The following is a 21,174-nucleotide window of genomic DNA, read 5'->3' as shown; positions in this document are numbered from 1 at the left end:
CAATTATGGATAAATCCCCTATGGGTGCTTGCATATGAATTTGGATGACTCAGATGAATTTGGGACCTTCATCTTTAGAACCCCTGGCTTTAATAGTATTCGAACCTTGGCTACACGATTGAGTTACTACAGTGCAGCTTCAGGAGGCTTACTGTCGTGCCTACCATTGCAACTCACTTTAAGAGACAAAAGCACCACACAAAGCTATCGCCAACCTGTGTATTACGTGGATCTAACTTTACGGGAGGGTATTGGCCTGAATGATACCAGTACTCAGGCCAAGCAAATTGATGAAAAGAGCAAGAAGGCTATATTTTTTTGATTTCTACAATATCACTTGATTCAATGAGCGATTGGATATTACCAAATAAACTTTGAATATAATCAGACGCTATATGGATATCTAAATCCTCCCTGCTACGCCATTCTTCTAAGAAGAAATATCTACTCGAGTCATTTTCGCTAATATAAAGCTCATATTTCAAGCATCCTTCTTCTTGAAGCGTAGGCTCTATTACACTTTGTAAAAGCGCTTCTAACCTCTCTTTTTGATCTGATTTTGCCTTAAAGTTCGCAATTACTGAAATAGTCATTATTTCACCTTTAATTTGTTTTAGAAGTTTTCTAGTACAATTTTGCCTTTTGACTTGCCTGATTCAAGTAACTTATGCGCCTTCTCCAAGTGTGAAGCGTTAATTTTGCCTAGATTTTGGTTGAGGGTACTTCTAATTTTTTGCTGGTCAACTAATTGGGCAACCTGTTGCAACAGATCACCTTGCTTTTCAATATCATCGGTTTCATACATTGAACGAGTGAACATCAACTCCCAATGGATAGAAATAGATTTAGTCTTAAACGGCATAATATCAAATGTTTGTGGATCATCGATCAATCCAAGCTTGCCTTGTGGTGCAATCAGAGAAACTATTTGCTTGATATATGTTTCTGTATGATTTGTAGAGAATACGTATTTTGGTTTTGCAATGCCTAGTGTCTCAATTTGTGCATTTAAATCTTTGCTATGATCAATGACATGGTCGGCACCAAGTGATTCCACCCAAGATTTCGTTTCTTCACGCGAAGCAGTTGCTATAACCGTCAGATTTGTTTTTGCTTTTAGGAGTTGGATAGCGATTGATCCTACACCGCCTGCACCACCAATAATTAAAATACTGCCAACTTCTGTTTCTGAAATTTGAAACCGATCAAAAAGCATTTCCCATGCCGTTATTGCAGTTAATGGCAATGCTGCTGCTTCTGCATTAGATACTGTAATTGGTTTAAGACTGATAATTCGTTCATCGACTGCTTGAAACTCAGCATTACTACCATCTCGGGTTAAATCGCCAGCATACCAAACAGAATCTCCTACTTTAAACGAGGTAACTTTTGAGCCAACTTCGATAATTTCCCCAACGGCATCCCAACCTAAAATACGATTATTTGCTTCAGACGAATTTTTTCTCACTTTGGTATCAACTGGATTCACAGAGATTGCCTGAACTTTTACCAGTACATCACGCTCCTTAAGCGTAGGCTTTGCTTTTTCAATATCTACCAATGAATTTTTAAAATCATCATGGTTATTTATAACATACGATACGGCTTTCATAGATTTGTCCTTAAATTTAAAAAATATAGTAAAAATAGGAGCGAAGTGCTCCCATTTTATGTTATTCAATAATTAAAACTCTTGGCTCGTTGGGCGCAAAACAATTTCATTAATATCTACATCCGCAGGCTGTTCAATTGCATAAGCAATTGCTCGAGCGACTGAGTCAGCTGGTATGGCTTGTTTGTAGAAATCAGTAACAAACTCTGAGCTTTCTTTATGAGAAGAACCAAATTTTAGTTCTGACTCAACTGCACCAGGCTCAATAGTAGTCGTTCTAATGGTTCCCCCAACTTCATGACGAAGTCCTTCTGAGATGGCTCTTACAGCAAACTTAGTACCGCTATAAACAGTACCTCCTGGACTAAATACTTTTATCCCTGCAACAGATGCGAGATTAATAAAGTGTCCAAAGTTTTGTTTTTGGAAAACAGGTAGGGTAGCTGCTATACCATAAAGAACACCTTTAATATTAATGTCGATCATACGATCCCATTCATCAACTTTTAGCTCACTTAATGGTGCAATAGACATTAATCCAGCATTGTTTACCAATACATCGATTTGACCAAATGCGCTTAATGCCTTTTCAATAAGTGCTTGTACTTCATGTGGTTTGGTTATATCCATACCAATAAATTCAGCTTGACCACCTTCAGCACGAATGTCGTGAACAATAGCCTCTAATTTTTCATTACGTCTAGCACCAAGTACAACCTTTGCACCTTTTTTAGCAAGTAAGCGAGCAGTAGCTTCACCTAAACCACTACTTGCACCTGTGATAACAATAACTTTATTTTCTATATTATTCATACAAGTAACCTTCAACCTATCTGTCAATCATATTTGCTGGATTAAGTATTACAGCCTTGTTAGGTATAATAAATGAATAATATTATCTTTCAGAATTCCTATTTACGGAATAATTACCAGAACACAGGATTGGACATGCAGAACAAATTGGAAATGATACGTATCTTTTGTGTCGCAGCAGAGTCTCGAAATTTTAAAGAGGCAGCAACTCAGCTGGGTATTTCCCCACAGGTAGTGACACGGGCAATAAAAGAGCTAGAAGAGCAGCGCGGAGAGATTCTGTTCTACAGGAGTACTCGACAAATTAAAATTACCGCTGATGGTGAGCGTTTGGCAAAGCAAGCACGTTTTGCGGTGGGATCCATTGATGCTTTGCTTGTAAAAGACACCAAGGAAAAACGAGATGAAATGCGTGGGACTGTCCGTCTTACTGTGTCGTCTGTGTTAGGGCGTAAATTGGTAGTACCTGCACTAGCAGAATTTGCCACACGTTATCCAGATATTGTCGTGGATTGTGTGCTAACAGATTCACACTCGGATGTGATCGATGAGCGGATAGATATCGGGATCAGATTTGGATTTTTGCCGGACAATCGATATGTAGCAAGGGAATTGGCGAAAGTGAACTTTTATTCTGTGGGTACGCCAGAGTTAATTGATAAGGTTGGAATGCCTAAAAAAATTATTGACCTTGATAAATACCCTCTAACAGCACTAGTCGATCATAAAACAGGGCGTTACTGGCCATGGACATTCACCGAAAGTCGAAACTTTACGCCATCAAATCCCCGTTTTATTACAGATGATCTAGAAGCTGAATTTCAAGCGATTCTCGCTGGAGTCGGATTCGGACACATGCCTGGATTTCTAGTTTTGCCGTGGCTTAGGAGTGGTAAGCTCATTCAGATACTTCATGAGGAAACCTCTCCCGTTTGGCGCCTGTATTTATATCGTCCACAGCGGGGCCCGACACCTTTGCGAATCAGAGCATTGTTTGATTACTTAACGGAAGTGCTGGGCCATATAGAAACCTGAATCAGATGGAACTAACCTTTTTTCTAGAAAGTAGAAATCAGATAAGACCATCATGTATTTAGAGTAACAACAATTTTTCCTATTTGCTGATTTGATTCAAGATAGCGCTGAGCATCATGCATGTCCTCAAAGTCAAAGCAACAGTCGATCACTGGACGAAGATATCCTGCACCTATACTGCTAAGAATAAATCGTCTGGCTTGCTCCCTTAGAACAGGGTCATGGAGAACCTCAAGGAACAAAAAACCTCGCATGGTTAAGCTCTTGCGTAATGCAACTTTAAGGGGAAATGGTGTGATCTCCGGGCTAAGTGCACCATGCATAACCATAGTTCCTCCTATAGACATCGCTTTTGCAATCTGTTCAATATGTGGCCCTCCTACAGCATCGAAGGCGACATCAAGATATTCTCCACCCAAACGTGAAACAAGCGCCTCATACAAATCTGGTTCATCTTCACTGGCTATAACATTTTTAACACCGAGATCCAGTAAACGTTGCTTTTTCTCTATCGTTTGTGTACTTGCAATGACCTTAGCACCCGCTGCTTCAGCTATCTGTATCGCAGCTAGTCCTACACTACTTGAAGCTGCTGTGATCAAGATCGTTTTTCCTTTCGAAACTCCACCAGCATGGATTACACCACCCCAAGCCGTCAAATACTGCATCCAGATTGAAGAAGCTTCTTCCCAACTTAAACTATCGGGTTTGTGAACTAAAAAAGTTTCTGGAATCAGAAGCTTGTCCGCATATGTCCCATATTTGGCTAGATTGTCAGTCGGAAGAATCGATACTGCATCTCCTGGAGAAAATTGGCGTACACCTTCACCTATCGCCAGAACTATGCCTGCTCCCTCATATCCCAGACGAGAAGGGAATACTGCCTTTTGAATATAAGTACCACGCCGAAACATTACATCAGCCCGGTTGAGTCCGATCGTTTTCATCTGGATTAGAACTTCTCCTGCGGCTGGTAAAGCCACAGGAAGTGTTTCTAATGTCAGAACATCTGGATCTCCAATAGAATTGAAGCGCCAAGTCTTGGCCTGAAGTGCATTAAATGACATCAATCACGACCTTAATATTGGCAGAGCGATCTTGAACAGCATCATGAGCCTCAATCGCTTGGTCTAGAGTAAAATGACGAGGATCAACAATAGGACGCAGTTTACCTTCCTCAACGAGACGAGTCGCGATCTTAAGGATATCACCATGATGAGCACGGCGATTGCCTGTTAACATCGGCATTAGGACGAATACGCCAGACACTGTGGCACAACGTAGAGATGAACTCGCTAAATTATGATTACCAAATGCAGCACAGCTGGTAATGTGGCCATAGTGAGTTGTCATGGAAAGTGAAGCTTCGAGTACTGGACCACCCACAGTGTCGTAAACAATGTTAAAACCTTGACCCTCAGGGCTTGCAGCAATAATGTCATCGGAAGATGCTGTTGTGTAATCGAGAGGTGTTGCACCGAGTTCTGAAATCAGTGATTGATCAGCTGTACGACCAGTCGCCCAAACATTTGCATCAAGTGCTTTTGCAAGCTGAACCACCATATAACCAACGCCACCAGCACCACCCTGAACCAGTACAGTTTGCCCTGGTTGGACCTTCGCATTATCCACTAAACCTTCCCAAGCGGTGAGGAACGTCAATGGTAGTACTGCTGCCTCGCGCATAGAGATATTGCGTGGCTTTAATGCGATCAGATCAGCATCTGCTACAACATATTCTGCTAAAGATCCTTGAAGACCACGAACGCCACCTATCAGACCGTAAACTTCATCTCCGACGTTGAAGTGGGTGACACCTTCACCAACAGCAGTTACAACCCCAGCCATATCTGTTCCTAACACGGCAGGAAGTTCTGGCATAGCATATGGTGCTTCACCAAGACGAATTTTATAATCAATAGGGTTTACACCACTAGCATGAATACGTACTAGAACTTGCCCAGCCTCTGGTTGAGGTATAGGGAGTTCTACACGTGTAAATTCATGATCGCCAAAATTTTCTAGGATAAGAGCATTCATCATCTTATTCATAGTTGTTCCTTATTCTTAACTGGGGGATGATATGCACAGTACCAAAGTAAATTAATCCAATAAATGATATTTATAGGATTTAATAATTCCTAAATAATGAATAATAAATATCATCCGCTCACTAAAAATATTCTAGTACAGTCTGTAAAGGCAGTTTAATCTAAACTGTCGGTAGTATTTTCAAGGCTTGAAACGTTTAAAATATCTACAAAGTGGCTAAAATTTGAAACATAATTCTAAAAGGTCACAGCATTACAAAGAACATGAGCCAAAATAAAAAATGGGAGCTAAAAGTCCCATTTTTTTGTGACTTTCGCATAAGCTCTATGATGTTAATTTAAAAAAAACTAAAAACAGGGATAGAAAATTTTCGCTAAAGAGCTTTTTGATTTTCGATTTATAAAAAATATTGCTTTTTTTATACTATGGGGTACTATAGTATAAAAGCTAGCAAATAAGGAGGTCTGATGCCTAATCAGGTTGAAGACAAAAAAAAGATTCTTCTACGCGTCAGAAAGATCAAAGGTCAGACGCAAGCGATTGAAAAAGCGTTAGAAGACAATGTGGAATGTGGTGCAATTCTGCAACAAATATGCTCTGTGCGTGGTGCTATTAATGGTTTAATGAATGAGATGTTAGAGGTTCATTTAAAGGACACTTTAGTATCAGGTGAAACCACAGAACAACAACGAAAAGAAGAATTGGCTGAAATCGCTAAGATTCTAAAATCATATTTAAAATAGATCTGTATAAGGAATTATTCCATGAAGTCACGTGCTGCCGTTGCGTTTGGTCCTGGTCAACCTCTTCAAATTGTTGAAGTTGATGTTGCACCACCGAAGAAAGGTGAAGTATTAATCAAGATCTCCCATACCGGTGTGTGTCATACCGACGCATTTACTTTATCTGGCGATGATCCTGAAGGTGTTTTTCCGGCTATTCTCGGTCATGAGGGTGCTGGTGTTGTCGTTGAGGTTGGTGAAGGCGTAACTAGCGTCAAACCAGGTGATCATGTCATTCCACTTTACACCGCTGAATGTGGCGAGTGCGTATTCTGTAAATCTGGAAAATCGAACTTGTGTATTTCCGTTCGCGAAACTCAAGGTAGAGGCGTAATGCCAGATGGTACCACTCGTTTTTCCTACAATGGTCAACCGATTTACCACTATATGGGCTGCTCAACGTTCAGTGAATACACGGTAGTGGCAGAAGTATCATTGGCTAAAATCAATCCTGAAGCCAATCACGAACATGTCTGCTTACTGGGTTGTGGTGTAACAACAGGTATCGGTGCAGTACACAACACGGCTAAAGTACAAGAAGGTGATAGTGTTGCGGTCTTTGGTTTAGGTGGTATTGGTTTGGCAGTCGTACAAGCCGCACGTCAAGCTAAAGCAGGACGTATTATTGTGGTTGACATGAATCCAGATAAATTTGCGCTGGCAAAAGAGTTTGGTGCAACGGACTTCTTGAACCCTAAAGATTACGACAAACCAATCCAGCAAGTCATTGTCGAAATGACTGGCTGGGGTGTAGATCATTCATTTGAGTGTATTGGTAACGTGAATGTGATGCGTGCAGCCCTTGAAAGTGCACACCGTGGCTGGGGACAATCCGTAATTATTGGTGTAGCTGGCGCAGGTCAGGAAATCTCTACCCGTCCATTCCAACTGGTTACTGGTCGTAAATGGCTAGGTTCTGCCTTTGGTGGCGTAAAAGGTCGTACGCAACTTCCAGGAATGGTTGAAGATGCCATGAAAGGTAAAATTCAATTAGAACCATTTGTGACACATACGATGGGCTTGGATCAGATCAATGAAGCCTTTGATCTAATGCATGAAGGTAAGTCAATTCGTACTGTAATTCATTACGAATAATTGCGTCAGACCTTATAGTTTTCCATGCATGTGCATCATGAATGACATGCATGGAATCCTCTAAAACGGCACATTATCTGTAAAACCGATCTATCTGTGTAGGCATCGTGTATAGGTTCAATAAACCTGCCTACATTTTAAATCTTTATCACTATTCTCTGTGGAGAATGTGAGACTCTTTGTTTACTCGATTTCTCATGAAGTCTTGCTCAACATAGGTAATTGATTATGGAAATAATTGAGAAACATGCTTCTTTTGGTGGATCGCAAGAAGTGTATCGCCATCAGTCAACAGCATTAAACTGTTCAATGAAATTCTCAATATATCTGCCACCTCATGACAAAGATGAGCGGTTGCCAGTTTTATATTGGTTATCAGGGCTGACTTGCAACGAACAGAACTTTATTACTAAAGCCGGAGCACAAAAGTATGCGGCTGAACATAAAGTCATTATTGTTGCACCAGATACCAGCCCACGTGGAGAGGATGTACCAGATCATGCAGATTATGATTTAGGCCAAGGCGCAGGATTCTATGTGAATGCAACACAAGCACCCTGGTCACAGCATTTCAAAATGTATGATTATATTGTGGAAGAACTCAGAAATCTGATTGACCTGAATTTTCCGACCAATCAAGTCCAAAGCATTATGGGTCATAGCATGGGTGGTCATGGTGCATTAGTAATTGGGTTAAAAAACCCTGAGCTGTATAAAAGTATTTCTGCTTTTGCACCAATTGTTGCACCTAGCCAAGTACCTTGGGGGAAAAAGGCTTTTACACACTACCTAGGTGAAACCGAAACTTTATGGAAAAGCTATGATGCGATTGAATTAATCAAAAACGCTGAAGTTCATTTACCTATTTTAGTCGACCAGGGAACAGCTGATGATTTTCTTGAAGAACAGTTAAGACCTAATCTTCTTAGTAATATTTGTTTGGAACAAGAATATCCTCTTACACTTAACCTAAGAGAAGGGTATGACCATAGCTATTACTTCATTGCGAGCTTTATAGAGAAACATATAGAGTTTCACAGCAAATTCCTAGCTAAATAACTTTCATAGATATGAGGATGTACATGTTGTTCTTGAATGCTTCTTGAGCAATATTTTTTGATTCAAATGTTAATGATATTAACTTGAATAAATTCATAGCATTATGTCGAAATAAACACCCAGATTTTGGCTCAGCTATGGAAAATTGTTTTTAACTTTTGTACAACAAAACTTTCTGACATGCATACATTAGCAATGTCAGAATGAGTTTTAATTTTAATCAATAGTGGAGTTTAGTCATGCTTAAAACAGCTTTATATGTCCGTCTTGAAGCTAAACCGGGTAAAGAAGACGAAGTGGAAGCTTTCCTTAAAGCCGGTTTACCTATTGTAATGGAAGAACCTGCGACAGTTGCGTGGTTTGGCCTACGTCTTGGACCTACAACATTTGGTATTTTTGATGCATTTCCTGATGAGGCGGGTCGCCAAGCACATTTATCTGGCAAGGTTGCAGCTGCGTTGATGGCTCAGGCCGAAGAGCTATTTTCAGAGCCACCGTCTATTGAAAAAGTAGATGTTTTGGCAAGTAAACTACCAGCTTAAACCGACGCTTAAATGTATAAATGTGCTGCCTGAAATTTTGAATGAAAGGCAGCACTTCAACCCTGTGAGGTTTGTCAGAGGCTTTTTATTCAAGTTGGGCTACTTTATTTAATGGCTTAATCTCATCATTTACATGGGTCAATATCCAAAACAGGGTAAATAAACGAATGCACCGATATACATGCTTTATATTGAACCAATATATCTAATTTACTGTCGCATTTGTACATCTCTTAAACCATGCCAATCTGCTTTTAAAATATTTAATTATTGCTATTTTGTATGAGCCATTCACTGCTTTAGCGAATGCGTTCACGACCATATCAGTAGTCATACGTGATGATACCTTCCATCCAACTATCGCTCGTGAAAATACATCAATAATAAAAGTGATATAGAACAAGCCTGAATTTGTTTAACCATCACACAAGTCGGCAAGCTGAGATATTTTTTATAAAAATAGACGACTGGTCTATTTTTATGTATAGTTAGCACATGGTGCAGTCAAAAGCCGCAATGTTGTCCAATTTTTTAAAGTTTATTTGATGAATAACGGTGGTTTTTCAAATCAATTAGCTGATCATCCTAGGATAAAAATATGCTGAATTTTAACTTTTATAATCCGACCCGCATTATTTTTGGTGGCGATACAATAGCTAAAATCAATGACTATGTGCCTACAGAAGCAAAAGTATTAATGTTGTTTGGTGGTGAAAGTGCACGTAAGAATGGTACTTTAGCTGAAGTGCGTGAAGCATTAGGTGCAAGAGAAATTCATGAATTTGGCGGAATTGAGCCGAATCCGAGTTATGAAACCCTCATGAAAGCTGTAGAGCTGATTCGAGAACAAAATATTGATTTCTTGATGGCTGTCGGTGGTGGATCGGTAATTGATGGTACTAAATTTATTGCAGCAGCAGTCAATTATACAGGGGATACATGGGAGATTTTAGAAACCCATGGTACTAAAATTACTCAAGCTTTGCCCTTTGCGAGTGTACTCACCCTTCCAGCAACTGGTTCAGAAATGAATAGCGGTGGGGTAGTCACCAGAAAATCGACCCAAGCCAAATTGTCATTTAGCAGCCCCTATGTTTTTCCGCAATTTTCCGTACTCGATCCGAATAAAACTTTTAGTTTGCCGACGCGCCAGTTAGCAAATGGCGTGGTTGATGCATTTATTCATGTCATGGAACAGTACTTAACTTACCCTGTCAATGCACAAGTACAAGATCGTTTTGCCGAAGGTCTATTGCAAACTCTGATTGAGATTGGGCCGAAAATCTTGGAAGATTCAGCAGATTATGACACGCGTGCGAATTTGATGTGGGCTGCTAGCATGGCACTGAATGGGCTAATTGGAGCTGGTGTACCACAAGATTGGTCAACCCATTTGATTGGGCATGAGCTCACGGCTTTACATGGTATTGATCATGCTCGTACCTTGGCCATTGTGTTGCCGGCCAATCTACAAGTGCGTCGTCAAGAGAAGCGAGAAAAATTACTACAGTATGCAGCTCGAGTCTGGCAGATTGTCGAAGGTGATGAAGAACAACGTATTGATACTGCTATTGCTCGTACTCGAGCCTTCTTTGAGCAACTTGGATTGCCGACTCGTCTTAGCGATTATGGACTGGGGGAGACGGATATTGAGATCATCATTACGCAACTTAAATCACACAATCTTACACAGCTAGGCGAACATAAAACTGTTTCATTAGAGATCAGTCGCCAAATTCTCGAGACGAGTATCTAAATAAGCGTATCTGTCATGGTCACGCTACACGACAAGTGATCATGCAACAATGCTCCTCAATCCTGAAAAATATCGGAGAAATAACATGAAAATTTTAATCGTTTTAACCTCACATGATCAACTTGGCAATACGGGTAAGAAAACAGGTTTCTGGCTAGAAGAACTTGCTGCACCGTATTACACCTTTATTGACTCTGGTGCTGAAGTTACGCTGGCGTCGCCTCAAGGTGGGCAGCCACCACTAGATCCTAAAAGTAATTTGGCAGAAGCACAAACTGAAACCACTCATCGTTTTGAAGCAGATCCAACTGCAATGCAAGCATTGGCACAGACGCATAAACTTAGCGAAATCTCTGTAGCTGATTATGATGCAGTGTTTTATCCAGGCGGGCATGGCCCATTGTGGGATTTAGCAGAAGATCCGATTTCAATTTCTGTGATTGAACAGGCGATTCAGTCTGGCAAACCTGTTGCAGCAGTGTGTCATGCCCCGGGTGTTCTTCGTCATGTGAAAGCGAGTAATGGAGCGCCTTTAGTGAGCGGTAAATTAGTGACTGGTTTCACCAATACTGAGGAGGCCGCTGTAGGTTTGACTGAAATTGTACCATTTTTAGTTGAAGACATGCTTAAAGAAAACGGTGGTCATTATTCTAAAGTAGATGATTGGCAAGTATATGTTCAAGTTGATGGCTTGCTGGTTACTGGACAAAATCCAGCATCTTCTGCTGCAACTGCCTCAGCATTACTTCAATTGTTGAAATAAAGAGTAGCTGGTGTCTGTTGTGGTGCTTAGCAGTGAATAAACTTCTGACGCTGAGCAACTGACGCAATAAGCAAAATAACCCTCCCTTAATGGTGAAGGGCCTGAGTGAATAGCTTTCCTTCCTTTAATTTTCTATATACAGGAAGGAAGGGTATTTTTTTAATTTAGATCAATTTAGTCATGATTACTTGGATACAATGAAATGAAAGCCAGCAAACTTTTTCAAAACTTAAACTTAGGCCCTTATGTTTTGCAAAACCGTATTGTATTGCCACCATTAACGCGGTCGCGCAGTACTCAGCCAGGGAATATTCCAAATGAATTGATGGCAACCTATTATCAACAGCGTACCGGGGCAGGATTTATGGTCACCGAAGGTACGCAAATCGAGCCACGTGGTCAAGGCTATGCTTGGACTCCCGGTATTTACAGTCCTGAACAGATTGCTGGATGGCGTAAAGTGACGGAAGCAGTGCATGCTAAAGGAGGCATTATTTTTGCACAACTTTGGCATGTTGGGCGTGTTTCACATACATCTTTGCAACCCAATCATGCATCACCGGTCGCGCCTTCGGCTATTGGGGCTGATAGTAATGTTAAAGTCTTTATTGAGACCGGGCCCAATGCGGGGGCCTTGGCTGATCCTTCCATGCCACGTGCTTTAAGCAATGCAGAGGTTAAAGAATTAGTGCAACTCTATGCTCAAGCAGCACGCAATGCCTTGGCTGCTGGTTTTGATGGGGTTGAAATTCATTGTGCAAATGGTTATTTGGTAAATCAATTTATCTCTGCACATAGTAACCACCGTGAAGATGAATATGGGGGATCACTAAACAATCGTTTGCGTTTTTTACGTGAAGTAGTACAGGCAGTTGCTGAGGTGGTTGGTGCAGATCGTTTAGGAGTGCGTTTTGCCCCGCTATTTGAAAGTACAGAGGAAGATCGTGTTTACATGGGGTTGGTTGAAGATGATCCACATGTGACTTATATTGAAGCCATAAAAATACTTGAAGAAGTTGGGATTGCCTATTTATCGATTGCAGAAGCTGATTGGGATAATGCACCAGAACTTCCTCATGATTTTCGTAAAGATGTCAGAGACACTTTCAGTGGTCGGATTATTTATGCAGGTCGATATACGGCAGAAAGAGGGACTCGAATTTTAGAGGCAGGGCTGGCCGATTTAATTGCATTTGGACGCCCATTTATTGCGAATCCAGATTTACCCGATCGCATCGCCAATGGCTGGCCATTGAATGCAGTAGATGCAAGCACTATGTATGGTGGGACGGAAAAAGGCTATATTGATTATCCAGCTTACGCAGATTAATATTGACTTAATGAGTTATTTTGCCAACCTTTGTGGTTGGCAAAATAACGACTTAGGATTGCTGTTGCCAGCACAATTTCTTCTTAAAACAGGCTCTTAAAATTTTTTAGCTGTGTAATGAGCCAACCTGCCAGTGGGAAAGAAATCAGTTGCGTTACTGGCACTAATACTATGACTTCAATCAACACCATCATCGGGAAACTTTGATGCTGAGTAATTGGCTTTAATAAAGTGAGTACCAGTAATAGTGTGGGATATAAGCCTAAATATCCGACTAAAATACGAGTCATGAGGGCTTTAGAAGGAGAATTCATTGTGCGCTATACTCATGGATTGTAAATTGATCTAATAGCAACACATTAATAAGTAATTATTGGGCTGCTGTCATTAATTATGTAATTGATATTTAATCTAATTTTTATGAATCTTCACTTTTTAATAGAAATTTAGTTGCTCTCAGAGCTTGATGTAATGGTGTTTTATCTTTTTGCAACTTACTCAGTAATGCTGCACCTAACCACATTTGGTAAAGTACTTGTGCCAACGTCGAGGCCTCAGTATCTGCTTGGATAGACTGATCCTGTTTTCCCAAATCAATTAAACCAGCAATACGTTCGATTACATCATCGACGCCAGCGGACATAATGGAGCGCATATCTTCAGATAGATCGGCAACTTCTGCGGCAAGTTTCACAATTAAACAGCTATCCGCCCAACCACACTGTGTTTCAGGATCTTCTATCCATAAATTAAAATACTCAATCAGCTTTTGATAAGGGGATTTATCGCTACGCCATACATCATTTAAACGGACTTGGTAATTGTCTACATAATGCTGTACCAATTCACATCCGAAAGCTTCCTTGGATTGGAAATAATGATAAAACGAGCCTTTGGGGATCTCACAGCTCTGTAAAATTTCCTGTAATCCTACACCGGTAAAACCTTTATGCAAAATCAGGTCTGAACTAGTGTTAAGAATGTGTAAGCGTTTCGCTTCAGACTTTTTAATAGGATTAGGCTTCATATTAATTATTTACTCTATTGTAAAAAATAGACCAGTCGTATTGTTTTTTAGTATAACTCATCTACAATGGTTGTAAAGAAATTTTAATCATAATTTTTGATTGTGAAGAGAAATACTTCTAAATAAAACATGGAGTTATATTTGTGAAAACAGTTATTAATCAACGCATCGTTTTAGCTAAACGGCCAGTGGGTGAGCCAAAACACAGCGATTTTCGTATTGAGCAAATTGAGCTCAATGAACTTAAACAAGGCGAGATATTGTTAAAGACCATTTACTTGTCACTCGATCCTTATATGCGTGGTCGCATGAGTGATGCTCCTTCATATGCAGCACCGGTTGAAATTGGCGAAGTGATGGTCGGTGGAACAGTCAGTCAAGTGGTGGCCTCTAAAAACCCAAAATTTAAAGAAGGCGAGTGGGTTCTTTCCGGAAATGGCTGGCAGAGCTACGCAATTTCTAATGGGTCTGCCTGTCAAAGCTTAGGTATGCAACCTGAACATCCATCTTGGGCATTGGGTATTTTGGGAATGCCAGGATTTACTGCTTATATGGGGTTGTTGGACATTGGCCAGCCTAAAGCTGGTGAAACTTTGGTCGTTGCAGCTGCAACAGGACCTGTTGGTGCTACGGTTGGACAGATTGGCAAACTTAAAGGTTGTCGCGTGGTTGGCGTCGCAGGTGGGGCTGAAAAATGTCGTTATGCAGTAGAAGAACTCGGCTTCAATGCTTGTATCAATCATCATGATGAAAATTTTGCAGAACAATTACAACAAGCAGCTCCCAACGGTATTGATATTTATTATGAGAATGTGGGGGGTAAAGTGTTTGATGCTGTATGGCCATTGCTTAACTCTGCGGCACGTGTACCGGTGTGTGGTGTGGTTTCCCAGTATAACGCTACCGAGCAAGCACAAGGGCCAGACCGTTTACCGGGCTTTATTTCTACCCTTTTAAAAAAACGTATTCGCATGCAAGGCTTTATTATTTTTGATGATTATGGCAGTCAGTATCCGGAATTCTATCAGCAAATGTCTGAATGGTTGAAAGACGGAAAAATCAAATATAAAGAGCATATGGTGCAAGGTTTAGATAACACGATCAATGCTTTCAATGGTATGTTGAAAGGCGAAAACTTTGGCAAAGTCGTTGTAAAAATTTAAAAAAATAGGAATTATCATGATTACACTACATCATTTAGATCAATCACGTTCTTTTCGCATTTTGTGGTTACTTGAAGAAATCAAGCAGCCTTATGAGCTGAAACGCTATTATCGTGACTCAAACACGCATTTGGCCCCTGACTCTTTAAAAACCATCCATCCTTTAGGGAAATCTCCAGTATTGGAATGGGATGGCAAAGTTATTGCAGAGTCAGGCGCAATCGTTGAGTTATTAATTCAGAAACTTGCGCCGCATTTAGGACCTGATATGGATGAACCTACCTATGTCGATTATCTACAGTGGATTCATTTCTCAGAAAGCTCTGCCATGCTGCCATTTTTATTAAAAACGTTTAATGCGATTGAAACCAAGCAGGGTACGAAGTTGGTATTTCTAGAAAATTATACCCAAGTTGAGTTCGATAAAGTATTTAGCTATTTAAATGAATATTTAAAAGATAAAGAGTTTCTAGTGGCAGACCGTTTAACCGGTGCTGACTTTATGATGGGCTTTGGACTACATGCTTTAGTTTATCATATGGGACAAGGTGAAAATTATCCCCATATCCAACGTTATGTAGCAGGTTTAAGCCAACTACCTAGCTGGCAAGCCGCAGTACAAATTGAACAAAATGGTGTGAAAAGTCAAAAATAGCAAGATTGATTTTTAAGGCAATTGAGAAAAAGAATCGTGATTGTCAAGTACAGCTAGTTATAAAATAAGCTGACACATATTTAAGTAAACGCCTAATGAATTTCATCGGGCGTTCTCTATTTTAAAGATAAGGAATTACCATTATTTAAGACAAGTTGCGCCTGTTCTTCCACTGTAAATTCCTATCAAAAGAGCTTGAATATCGTGACGGTTACGTTGAAAGATATAATCAACTTTTGAAAGAAAGAAACGTGGCTAACGCACAGCAAGATTAAATTATTCCTCGGGGTCTTAAACAAGTAAACTACATCATTTTACTAACATAAACACATATACGTAAAAATCAGGCCCCGTTTAACTGGCAATAGTTTTTGAACTCTTGTATAAAAGCTTAAAAGAATCTAGCAAGTCTTTATTTAATGTTAATATTCATCCAGTATTGAGGTTTTTTATCTTTTCTTGCCTGTGATCTAGGTTGTAATACTCTAATTTCATACTCACCTGAAGCAGGTAAAATATAAATACCATTATCATCAAGCTCTGGAGAATATTCTCCAAGATTGATGGAGTCTTTTAATTGATTACCCCTGCTCTCAGCATGGCTGTTGGCAATCATAAACCATCTCGAAAATTAATCGTTCACTCGGACAGAGGAAGCCAATATTGCAGCCATGAATATCGCAATATGATTGAAAAATATGGATTTCAGGCTTCGATGAGTAAAAAAGGCGATTGCTACAATAATGCACCAAATCAAATGGCAGAGGACTTTTACAAGTTGCCTGCCTAGAATCTCCTAAGTAAGAGTGTCCTGTTAATCCAGCAAACATCAATTCCCGATAAGCCGAAAAGTCCGAAGCAAAGAGATAAATTGAGTTTATAAAACTAGGTGTTTCCCCCCCCCAAAAAAAAGCCACTGGATTTCCACCTATGCCTATACAACTCTAAATCTGCTACAATTACGCCAATTTTGAATTCCCACTTTTTCAGTTTTAGTACATATTTAGAAATGTGTACATAACTGTGTACATATTGTAGATTTTTCTTATGTTTAAAGATGAATTAGCTAGAGAAGTAAAGGCTCGTAGAACCTTTGCCATCATTTCCCACCCCGATGCGGGTAAGACTACCATGACAGAAAAACTGTTGTTATGGGGGAAGGCGATTCAGGTTGCGGGGATGGTTAAAAGCCGTAAGTCTGACCGTTCAGCAACATCAGACTGGATGGAAATGGAAAAAGAACGTGGCATCTCGATTACCACGTCGGTGATGCAGTTCCCTTATAAAAAGCACACCATTAACTTACTCGATACTCCGGGACATGAAGACTTCTCGGAAGATACCTATCGTACCCTGACAGCCGTTGACTCCGCCTTGATGGTGATCGATGGGGCAAAAGGTGTCGAAGAACGTACCATTAAATTGATGGAAGTGTGTCGTATGCGCGACACGCCGATCATTTCATTTGTCAACAAAATGGACCGTGAAATCCGTGAGCCTTTAGAGTTACTCGACGAAATTGAAAATGTCTTGAACATCCGTTGTGTACCGATTACATGGCCGTTGGGAATGGGACGTGACTTTGCCGGTGTGTATAACCTGCTTGAAAATAAACTTTATGTTTATAAAGCTGGTTTTGGTTCAACCATTACCGATATCGAAGTACGTGATGGCTATGACCATGCCGATATTCGTGAAAAAGTCGGTGAGTTGGCGTGGTCTTCATTTGAAGAATCACTTGAATTGGTACAAATGGCCAATGAGCCACTCGACCGTGAGCTTTTCTTGCAAGGTAAACAAACCCCAGTATTGTTTGGTACGGCGTTAGGTAACTTTGCGGTGGATCATGTTTTGGATACCTTTATCAACTGGGCGCCAGAGCCGAAAGCACATCCAACACAAGAACGTATTGTTGAAGCCAATGAAGAAGGCTTTACAGGCTTTGTCTTCAAGATTCAAGCCAATATGGATCCAAAGCATCGTGACCGTATTGCCTTTATGCGTATTTGCTCAGGTAAATATGAAAAAGGCTTGAAAATGAATCATGTACGTATCGGTAAAGATGTGCGTATCAGTGATGCATTAACCTTCCTTGCAGGTGAGCGTGAGCATCTGGAAGAAGCTTGGCCGGGTGATATCATTGGTTTGCATAACCACGGGACCATCCAGATTGGAGATACCTTTACCAGTGGTGAAGATCTGCATTTCACAGGGATTCCACACTTCGCACCAGAAATGTTCCGTCGTGTCCGTTTGAAAGATCCTTTGAAATCAAAGCAATTGCAAAAAGGCTTGAAAGAATTATCTGAAGAAGGTGCAACACAGGTATTTATGCCACAAATCAGTAATGACCTGATTGTCGGCGCGGTCGGGGTACTACAGTTTGATGTGGTCGCATACCGCCTCAAAGAAGAATATAAGGTTGACTGTATTTACGAGCCAGTCAGTGTGCATACTGTTCGCTGGGTGCATTGTGACGATGACAAGATTCTGAATGAATTTAAGAAAAAGGCACATGACCAACTTTCTGTCGATGGTGGTGGTCACTTAACTTATTTGGCGCCTAGCCGTGTAAACTTGCAGTTGATGCAAGAGCGCTGGCCAGATATTCAATTCCGTAACACACGAGAACACTAAAATATACAAAAACAGCTTCTAATTAGAGGCTGTTTTTAATTGAACGATCTAAAAATAAAGGATGATGAAATGAATGCTTTAAAACCACTTTTTGCTGTCAGTGTCTTGATTGGAATGATGGCTTTAACCGCATGTGATCATCCAGATAAAAATAAGGCCGATACCGCCGAAAGCAAACAGGCGGCGTCATCGGTCGAAAAAGCAGATGTTCTCCCTTACTTAAATATGAAAGAAGCCAAGGCCGATTATGCCTTGCCATTTTGTGAAAAGAAGAACTGTATTGATGTCGATATTCAAACCATCAAAACTCAAGATGACTGGCTCAATGCATGGATTGCCAAAAATCAAGCCAATGTGATTCAACAACAAATCGAGCAGAACAAGAATTTAACCTTACAGCAAGCCGTGAATGCCTATGTGAAGAAGTCAGATGAATGGCAAGACAAATACTCTAAGAATAAAGCTTATGAGCTTCATCTCAACACGCGTATTGCCTCACAGCGTAATCAATATGTGTTGTTGCAAGTGGGGGTAGATACGCAACAAGAAGATATTGCGGTGAAAGATCGCTTCTATTTCTTTGTGGCAGATCGTAAATTGCAAAAAAGCGTCAGTGTTCTGGATGTGATTCAGAAAAATCAGCAAAATGCTTTAAACCAGATTATTCAAACCCACTATCAAACATGGGTACAGAAGCAATCGCCAGAGGTCAAAAAGCAAGTCGCGAAAAAACTGTATTGGGGGCAGGCAGATTGGTTCTTTGATGGTGAAGGGATTGGATTACACTACCGAGCCAATGAGATCAGTAAAGATGCACCTCAACTGGATATCTACCTCACCACTGAACAAAGCAAACAGATGCTGCAACCTGAAATTTATCAAAAAATGTTTTGATTTACTTGCTTGAGTTTCGTATAGAAATTGCATGTGCTGGTAGCGGTTTTACGATAAGTTCGATAGCATTTAAAAATCCTGTGTAATAACAATGCTGATAGGTTTTAAATGAAAACAATTTTTAAATATAGCGTTCTTGCTTGTGCAATTTTGCTTGCCGCTTGCCAGCCGAAATCAGAGCCGAAAGAATCACAGGATAAACCGACAGACCCTCCTGCAGTACAGCAAGCCGCCGAGCCCGTTTTACGTGGTGAAACGGTGAAGTTGCAGGTGAATTTACCTGAGTGCAAAGGCAATACCTGTCCAGATTTTACCGTTGAACGATTACAAAGTAATTTCCCGTTTATTGATCAATTACTGGATCAGCAAATTCTTGAGCAACTGAGCAAGATTTTAGATGTGGTGGATGCGGACACGTCTGCCGCTTCTACACCTAAAACTGCCGAGGACAAATCAAGTCTAGATGCTCAGGCACAAGCCTATGCCAATGCCTTTGTGAAAATAGATGAAGAGTTAAAGGCGCTCAGTAGTAGTCATCAGATTAGCTTGATGATCAAGCCCAAGATTTTACGACCGAAAGGAACTTTAGCGACGGTTGTGTTGAATAGCAGCAGTTACTTGGGGGGAGCACATGGCGCGACCTCACAACGCTATTACAACTTTGATCTGGTGAGTCAAAAACAGATTAAACTGCATGATTTGTTATTACCAAAGCAAAAAGCAAGCTTAGATAAATTGGCACATGAAGCTTTTAAAACCTGGATTGTTGATTCCAAACTGGCAACAGATCCGAAGGAATATGAACAGGCATGGCCATTTCAAGTTACCGATAATTTCCTCTTGGGCGAACAAGGCCTGATTTTACAATATGGTGAATATGAGATTGGCCCGTATGTGGTTGGTTTGCCTCGGTTGGTGATTCCATTCAGTGAGTTACAAGGCGTGTTAAAACCTGAATATTTACCAAAAATTGATCCGCCAGCAGCCTCTACACCCGCTGCAAGTACGCCAAGTCAAAGCTAATGCAACTGTTTGATACCCATACCCATTTTGATGTTGCCGATTTCGATCATGATCGGCAACATCTGGCTGAACAAGCAAAACGGGTGGGGGTCGAAGCTTTGGTGTTAATTGGTTTTCTGGAATCACGATTTGATGAATTGATTCAGACTCATCAACAATTACTCGCTTGGGAAAATGTGCCGCGATCTTATCTGGCCCCGGGTTTACATCCGTTCTATATTGAGCAACACCAAACCGAACATTTACAGCGACTTGAGCACGTGTTACAGCAGCATGATTGTGTGGCAGTGGGTGAAATTGGGCTGGATACCTTTTTAAAACAGCATAAACAGCCCGAACGATTTGCCAAGCAGCAGCATTATTTTATTGAACAATTGGCATTGGCAACACAATATCAAAAACCGGTGCTCTTACATATCCGTAAAGCACATGCGGAAAGCATTGCGATTTTAAAAGCCCAAAAATTCAAATTAGGGGGTATCGCTCATGCCTTTAGTGGTGGCGTAGAAGAGGCTAAAGCCTTGGTGAAACTGGGCTTTAAAATCGGGGTGACAGGACAAATTACCAATCCGAATGCTAAAAAACTGCATCAAGTGGTACAAGCCATCGGCAGTGAAAACTTGGTGATCGAAACCGATTGTCCGGATATGACCCCGTTGTGTTGCCAAACTTCGACCGAGCATCGTACCCGCAATACCCCAGTTAATTTACCTTATGTTCTGGAGAGTTTGGCCCAGACCCTTGACCAGCCTAAGCTTCAGCTTGCGACACAACTCTGGCACAATTCATTGGCAGCGCTACAACTTAAATTTTAAGAGAATAAGCAAATAATCTTGTTAAAAATAAGATACTAAAAGGGAACACATGCTTTTCTAAACAGGGGTACATTAAAAGAACAATTTGATAATAATCACATCAGCCAATACTGGGAGGGCA

21 protein-coding genes and 3 pseudogenes are annotated in these 21,174 nt (G+C 40.6%); 16 read left to right on the top strand and 8 right to left on the bottom strand.

Annotation, left to right across the window (positions count from 1 at the left end; all coding sequences use genetic code 11):
* Positions 1–16: 16 nt before the first annotated feature.
* A pseudogene (locus tag F907_RS02945) lies at positions 17–319 on the top strand (recombination directionality factor); the annotation flags it as partial.
* Here the strand turns inward: F907_RS02945 and F907_RS02950 are convergent.
* The 3 genes from F907_RS02950 to F907_RS02960 form a co-directional block, all read right to left on the bottom strand.
* Positions 309–593: a putative quinol monooxygenase gene (locus F907_RS02950; RefSeq protein WP_005206902.1), complete on the bottom strand. Its 285-nt coding sequence runs from the start codon at positions 591–593 to the stop codon at positions 309–311. The pseudogene F907_RS02945 and the gene F907_RS02950 sit on opposite strands and share 11 nt — an antisense overlap.
* Before the next feature lie 20 nt (positions 594–613).
* Positions 614–1,612 (bottom strand): zinc-binding alcohol dehydrogenase family protein, encoded by a 999-nt coding sequence (locus F907_RS02955; protein ID WP_005206904.1) that lies wholly within the window; start codon positions 1,610–1,612, stop codon positions 614–616.
* 72 nt (positions 1,613–1,684) lie between these two features.
* Positions 1,685–2,425, bottom strand: coding sequence for an SDR family oxidoreductase (locus F907_RS02960; RefSeq protein WP_005228682.1), 741 nt, complete (start codon positions 2,423–2,425; stop codon positions 1,685–1,687).
* Positions 2,426–2,560: 135 nt separating this feature from the next.
* Between F907_RS02960 and F907_RS02965 the strand changes: the two genes are divergently transcribed.
* Positions 2,561–3,460 carry a LysR family transcriptional regulator gene (locus F907_RS02965; protein ID WP_005206908.1) on the top strand — a complete coding sequence of 300 codons (900 nt, stop codon included), beginning with the start codon at positions 2,561–2,563 and terminating at the stop codon, positions 3,458–3,460.
* A gap of 50 nt (positions 3,461–3,510) precedes the next feature.
* Here F907_RS02965 and F907_RS02970 read toward each other — a convergent pair whose 3' ends face one another.
* Both F907_RS02970 and F907_RS02975 read right to left on the bottom strand, forming a co-directional pair.
* Positions 3,511–4,527 carry a zinc-dependent alcohol dehydrogenase family protein gene (locus F907_RS02970; protein ID WP_005312118.1) on the bottom strand — a complete coding sequence of 339 codons (1,017 nt, stop codon included), beginning with the start codon at positions 4,525–4,527 and terminating at the stop codon, positions 3,511–3,513.
* A complete protein-coding gene (locus tag F907_RS02975; RefSeq protein WP_005206914.1) occupies positions 4,517–5,512 on the bottom strand; it encodes a zinc-dependent alcohol dehydrogenase family protein in 996 nt (331 codons plus the stop codon). Before F907_RS02975 ends, F907_RS02970 begins: the two co-directional genes overlap by 11 nt.
* Positions 5,513–5,979: 467 nt before the next feature.
* Between F907_RS02975 and F907_RS02980 the strand changes: the two genes are divergently transcribed.
* The 7 genes from F907_RS02980 (at position 5,980) to F907_RS03010 (ending at position 12,839) form a co-directional block, all read left to right on the top strand.
* On the top strand, positions 5,980–6,255 hold the full coding sequence (locus F907_RS02980; protein WP_001133624.1) for a metal/formaldehyde-sensitive transcriptional repressor: 276 nt from the start codon (positions 5,980–5,982) through the stop codon (positions 6,253–6,255).
* Positions 6,256–6,276: 21 nt separating this feature from the next.
* Entirely contained in the window at positions 6,277–7,389 is a 1,113-nt protein-coding gene (locus tag F907_RS02985) for an S-(hydroxymethyl)glutathione dehydrogenase/class III alcohol dehydrogenase (protein ID WP_000842149.1), read from the top strand.
* Between the two features lie 228 nt (positions 7,390–7,617).
* Positions 7,618–8,448, top strand: a complete 831-nt coding sequence (fghA, locus tag F907_RS02990) for an S-formylglutathione hydrolase (RefSeq protein ID WP_005312120.1) — start codon at positions 7,618–7,620, stop codon at positions 8,446–8,448.
* Between the two features lie 239 nt (positions 8,449–8,687).
* Positions 8,688–8,990, top strand: coding sequence for a putative quinol monooxygenase (locus tag F907_RS02995; RefSeq protein ID WP_000920558.1), 303 nt, complete (start codon positions 8,688–8,690; stop codon positions 8,988–8,990).
* Between the two features lie 598 nt (positions 8,991–9,588).
* Positions 9,589–10,746 (top strand): iron-containing alcohol dehydrogenase, encoded by a 1,158-nt coding sequence (locus F907_RS03000; RefSeq protein WP_005206919.1) that lies wholly within the window; start codon positions 9,589–9,591, stop codon positions 10,744–10,746.
* An 85-nt stretch (positions 10,747–10,831) separates the two neighbouring features.
* The gene (locus F907_RS03005) at positions 10,832–11,509 is read left to right on the top strand and encodes a type 1 glutamine amidotransferase domain-containing protein (protein WP_005206921.1); all 678 of its coding nucleotides are present in this window, start codon (positions 10,832–10,834) and stop codon (positions 11,507–11,509) included.
* A 202-nt stretch (positions 11,510–11,711) separates the two neighbouring features.
* Positions 11,712–12,839 carry an alkene reductase gene (locus F907_RS03010; RefSeq protein ID WP_005206923.1) on the top strand — a complete coding sequence of 376 codons (1,128 nt, stop codon included), beginning with the start codon at positions 11,712–11,714 and terminating at the stop codon, positions 12,837–12,839.
* An 83-nt stretch (positions 12,840–12,922) separates the two neighbouring features.
* Here F907_RS03010 and F907_RS03015 read toward each other — a convergent pair whose 3' ends face one another.
* Both F907_RS03015 and F907_RS03020 read right to left on the bottom strand, forming a co-directional pair.
* Complete coding sequence (locus F907_RS03015) at positions 12,923–13,153, bottom strand: hypothetical protein (protein WP_005206927.1); 231 nt, start codon at positions 13,151–13,153, stop codon at positions 12,923–12,925.
* Between the two features lie 104 nt (positions 13,154–13,257).
* Positions 13,258–13,866, bottom strand: coding sequence for a TetR/AcrR family transcriptional regulator (locus F907_RS03020; RefSeq protein WP_005093648.1), 609 nt, complete (start codon positions 13,864–13,866; stop codon positions 13,258–13,260).
* 143 nt (positions 13,867–14,009) lie between these two features.
* Between F907_RS03020 and F907_RS03025 the strand changes: the two genes are divergently transcribed.
* Entirely contained in the window at positions 14,010–15,029 is a 1,020-nt protein-coding gene (locus F907_RS03025; protein WP_005206929.1) for an NADP-dependent oxidoreductase, read from the top strand.
* Between the two features lie 16 nt (positions 15,030–15,045).
* On the top strand, positions 15,046–15,684 hold the full coding sequence (locus F907_RS03030) for a glutathione S-transferase family protein (RefSeq protein WP_005206931.1): 639 nt from the start codon (positions 15,046–15,048) through the stop codon (positions 15,682–15,684).
* Between the two features lie 412 nt (positions 15,685–16,096).
* Here the strand turns inward: F907_RS03030 and F907_RS03035 are convergent.
* Positions 16,097–16,276, bottom strand: a pseudogene (locus tag F907_RS03035) (hypothetical protein); the annotation flags it as partial.
* Between F907_RS03035 and F907_RS0118170 the strand changes: the two are divergent.
* The 5 genes and pseudogenes from F907_RS0118170 to F907_RS03055 form a co-directional block, all read left to right on the top strand.
* A pseudogene (locus F907_RS0118170) lies at positions 16,262–16,435 on the top strand (DDE-type integrase/transposase/recombinase); the annotation flags it as partial. The pseudogenes F907_RS03035 and F907_RS0118170 sit on opposite strands and share 15 nt — an antisense overlap.
* 296 nt (positions 16,436–16,731) lie before the next feature.
* A complete protein-coding gene (locus tag F907_RS03040; protein ID WP_005206934.1) occupies positions 16,732–18,321 on the top strand; it encodes a peptide chain release factor 3 in 1,590 nt (529 codons plus the stop codon).
* 69 nt (positions 18,322–18,390) lie between these two features.
* Positions 18,391–19,215 carry a hypothetical protein gene (locus F907_RS03045; RefSeq protein ID WP_016653068.1) on the top strand — a complete coding sequence of 275 codons (825 nt, stop codon included), beginning with the start codon at positions 18,391–18,393 and terminating at the stop codon, positions 19,213–19,215.
* 108 nt (positions 19,216–19,323) lie between these two features.
* Positions 19,324–20,238: an RsiV family protein gene (locus F907_RS03050; RefSeq protein ID WP_005277165.1), complete on the top strand. Its 915-nt coding sequence runs from the start codon at positions 19,324–19,326 to the stop codon at positions 20,236–20,238.
* Complete coding sequence (locus F907_RS03055) at positions 20,238–21,053, top strand: TatD family hydrolase (protein ID WP_016653067.1); 816 nt, start codon at positions 20,238–20,240, stop codon at positions 21,051–21,053. Before F907_RS03050 ends, F907_RS03055 begins: the two co-directional genes overlap by 1 nt.
* The last annotated feature ends 121 nt before the right edge of the window (positions 21,054–21,174 follow it).

The organism is Acinetobacter colistiniresistens (assembly GCF_000413935.1).
Classification (GTDB): domain Bacteria; phylum Pseudomonadota; class Gammaproteobacteria; order Pseudomonadales; family Moraxellaceae; genus Acinetobacter; species Acinetobacter colistiniresistens.
This window is presented reverse-complemented; position numbering and strand designations above follow the sequence as displayed.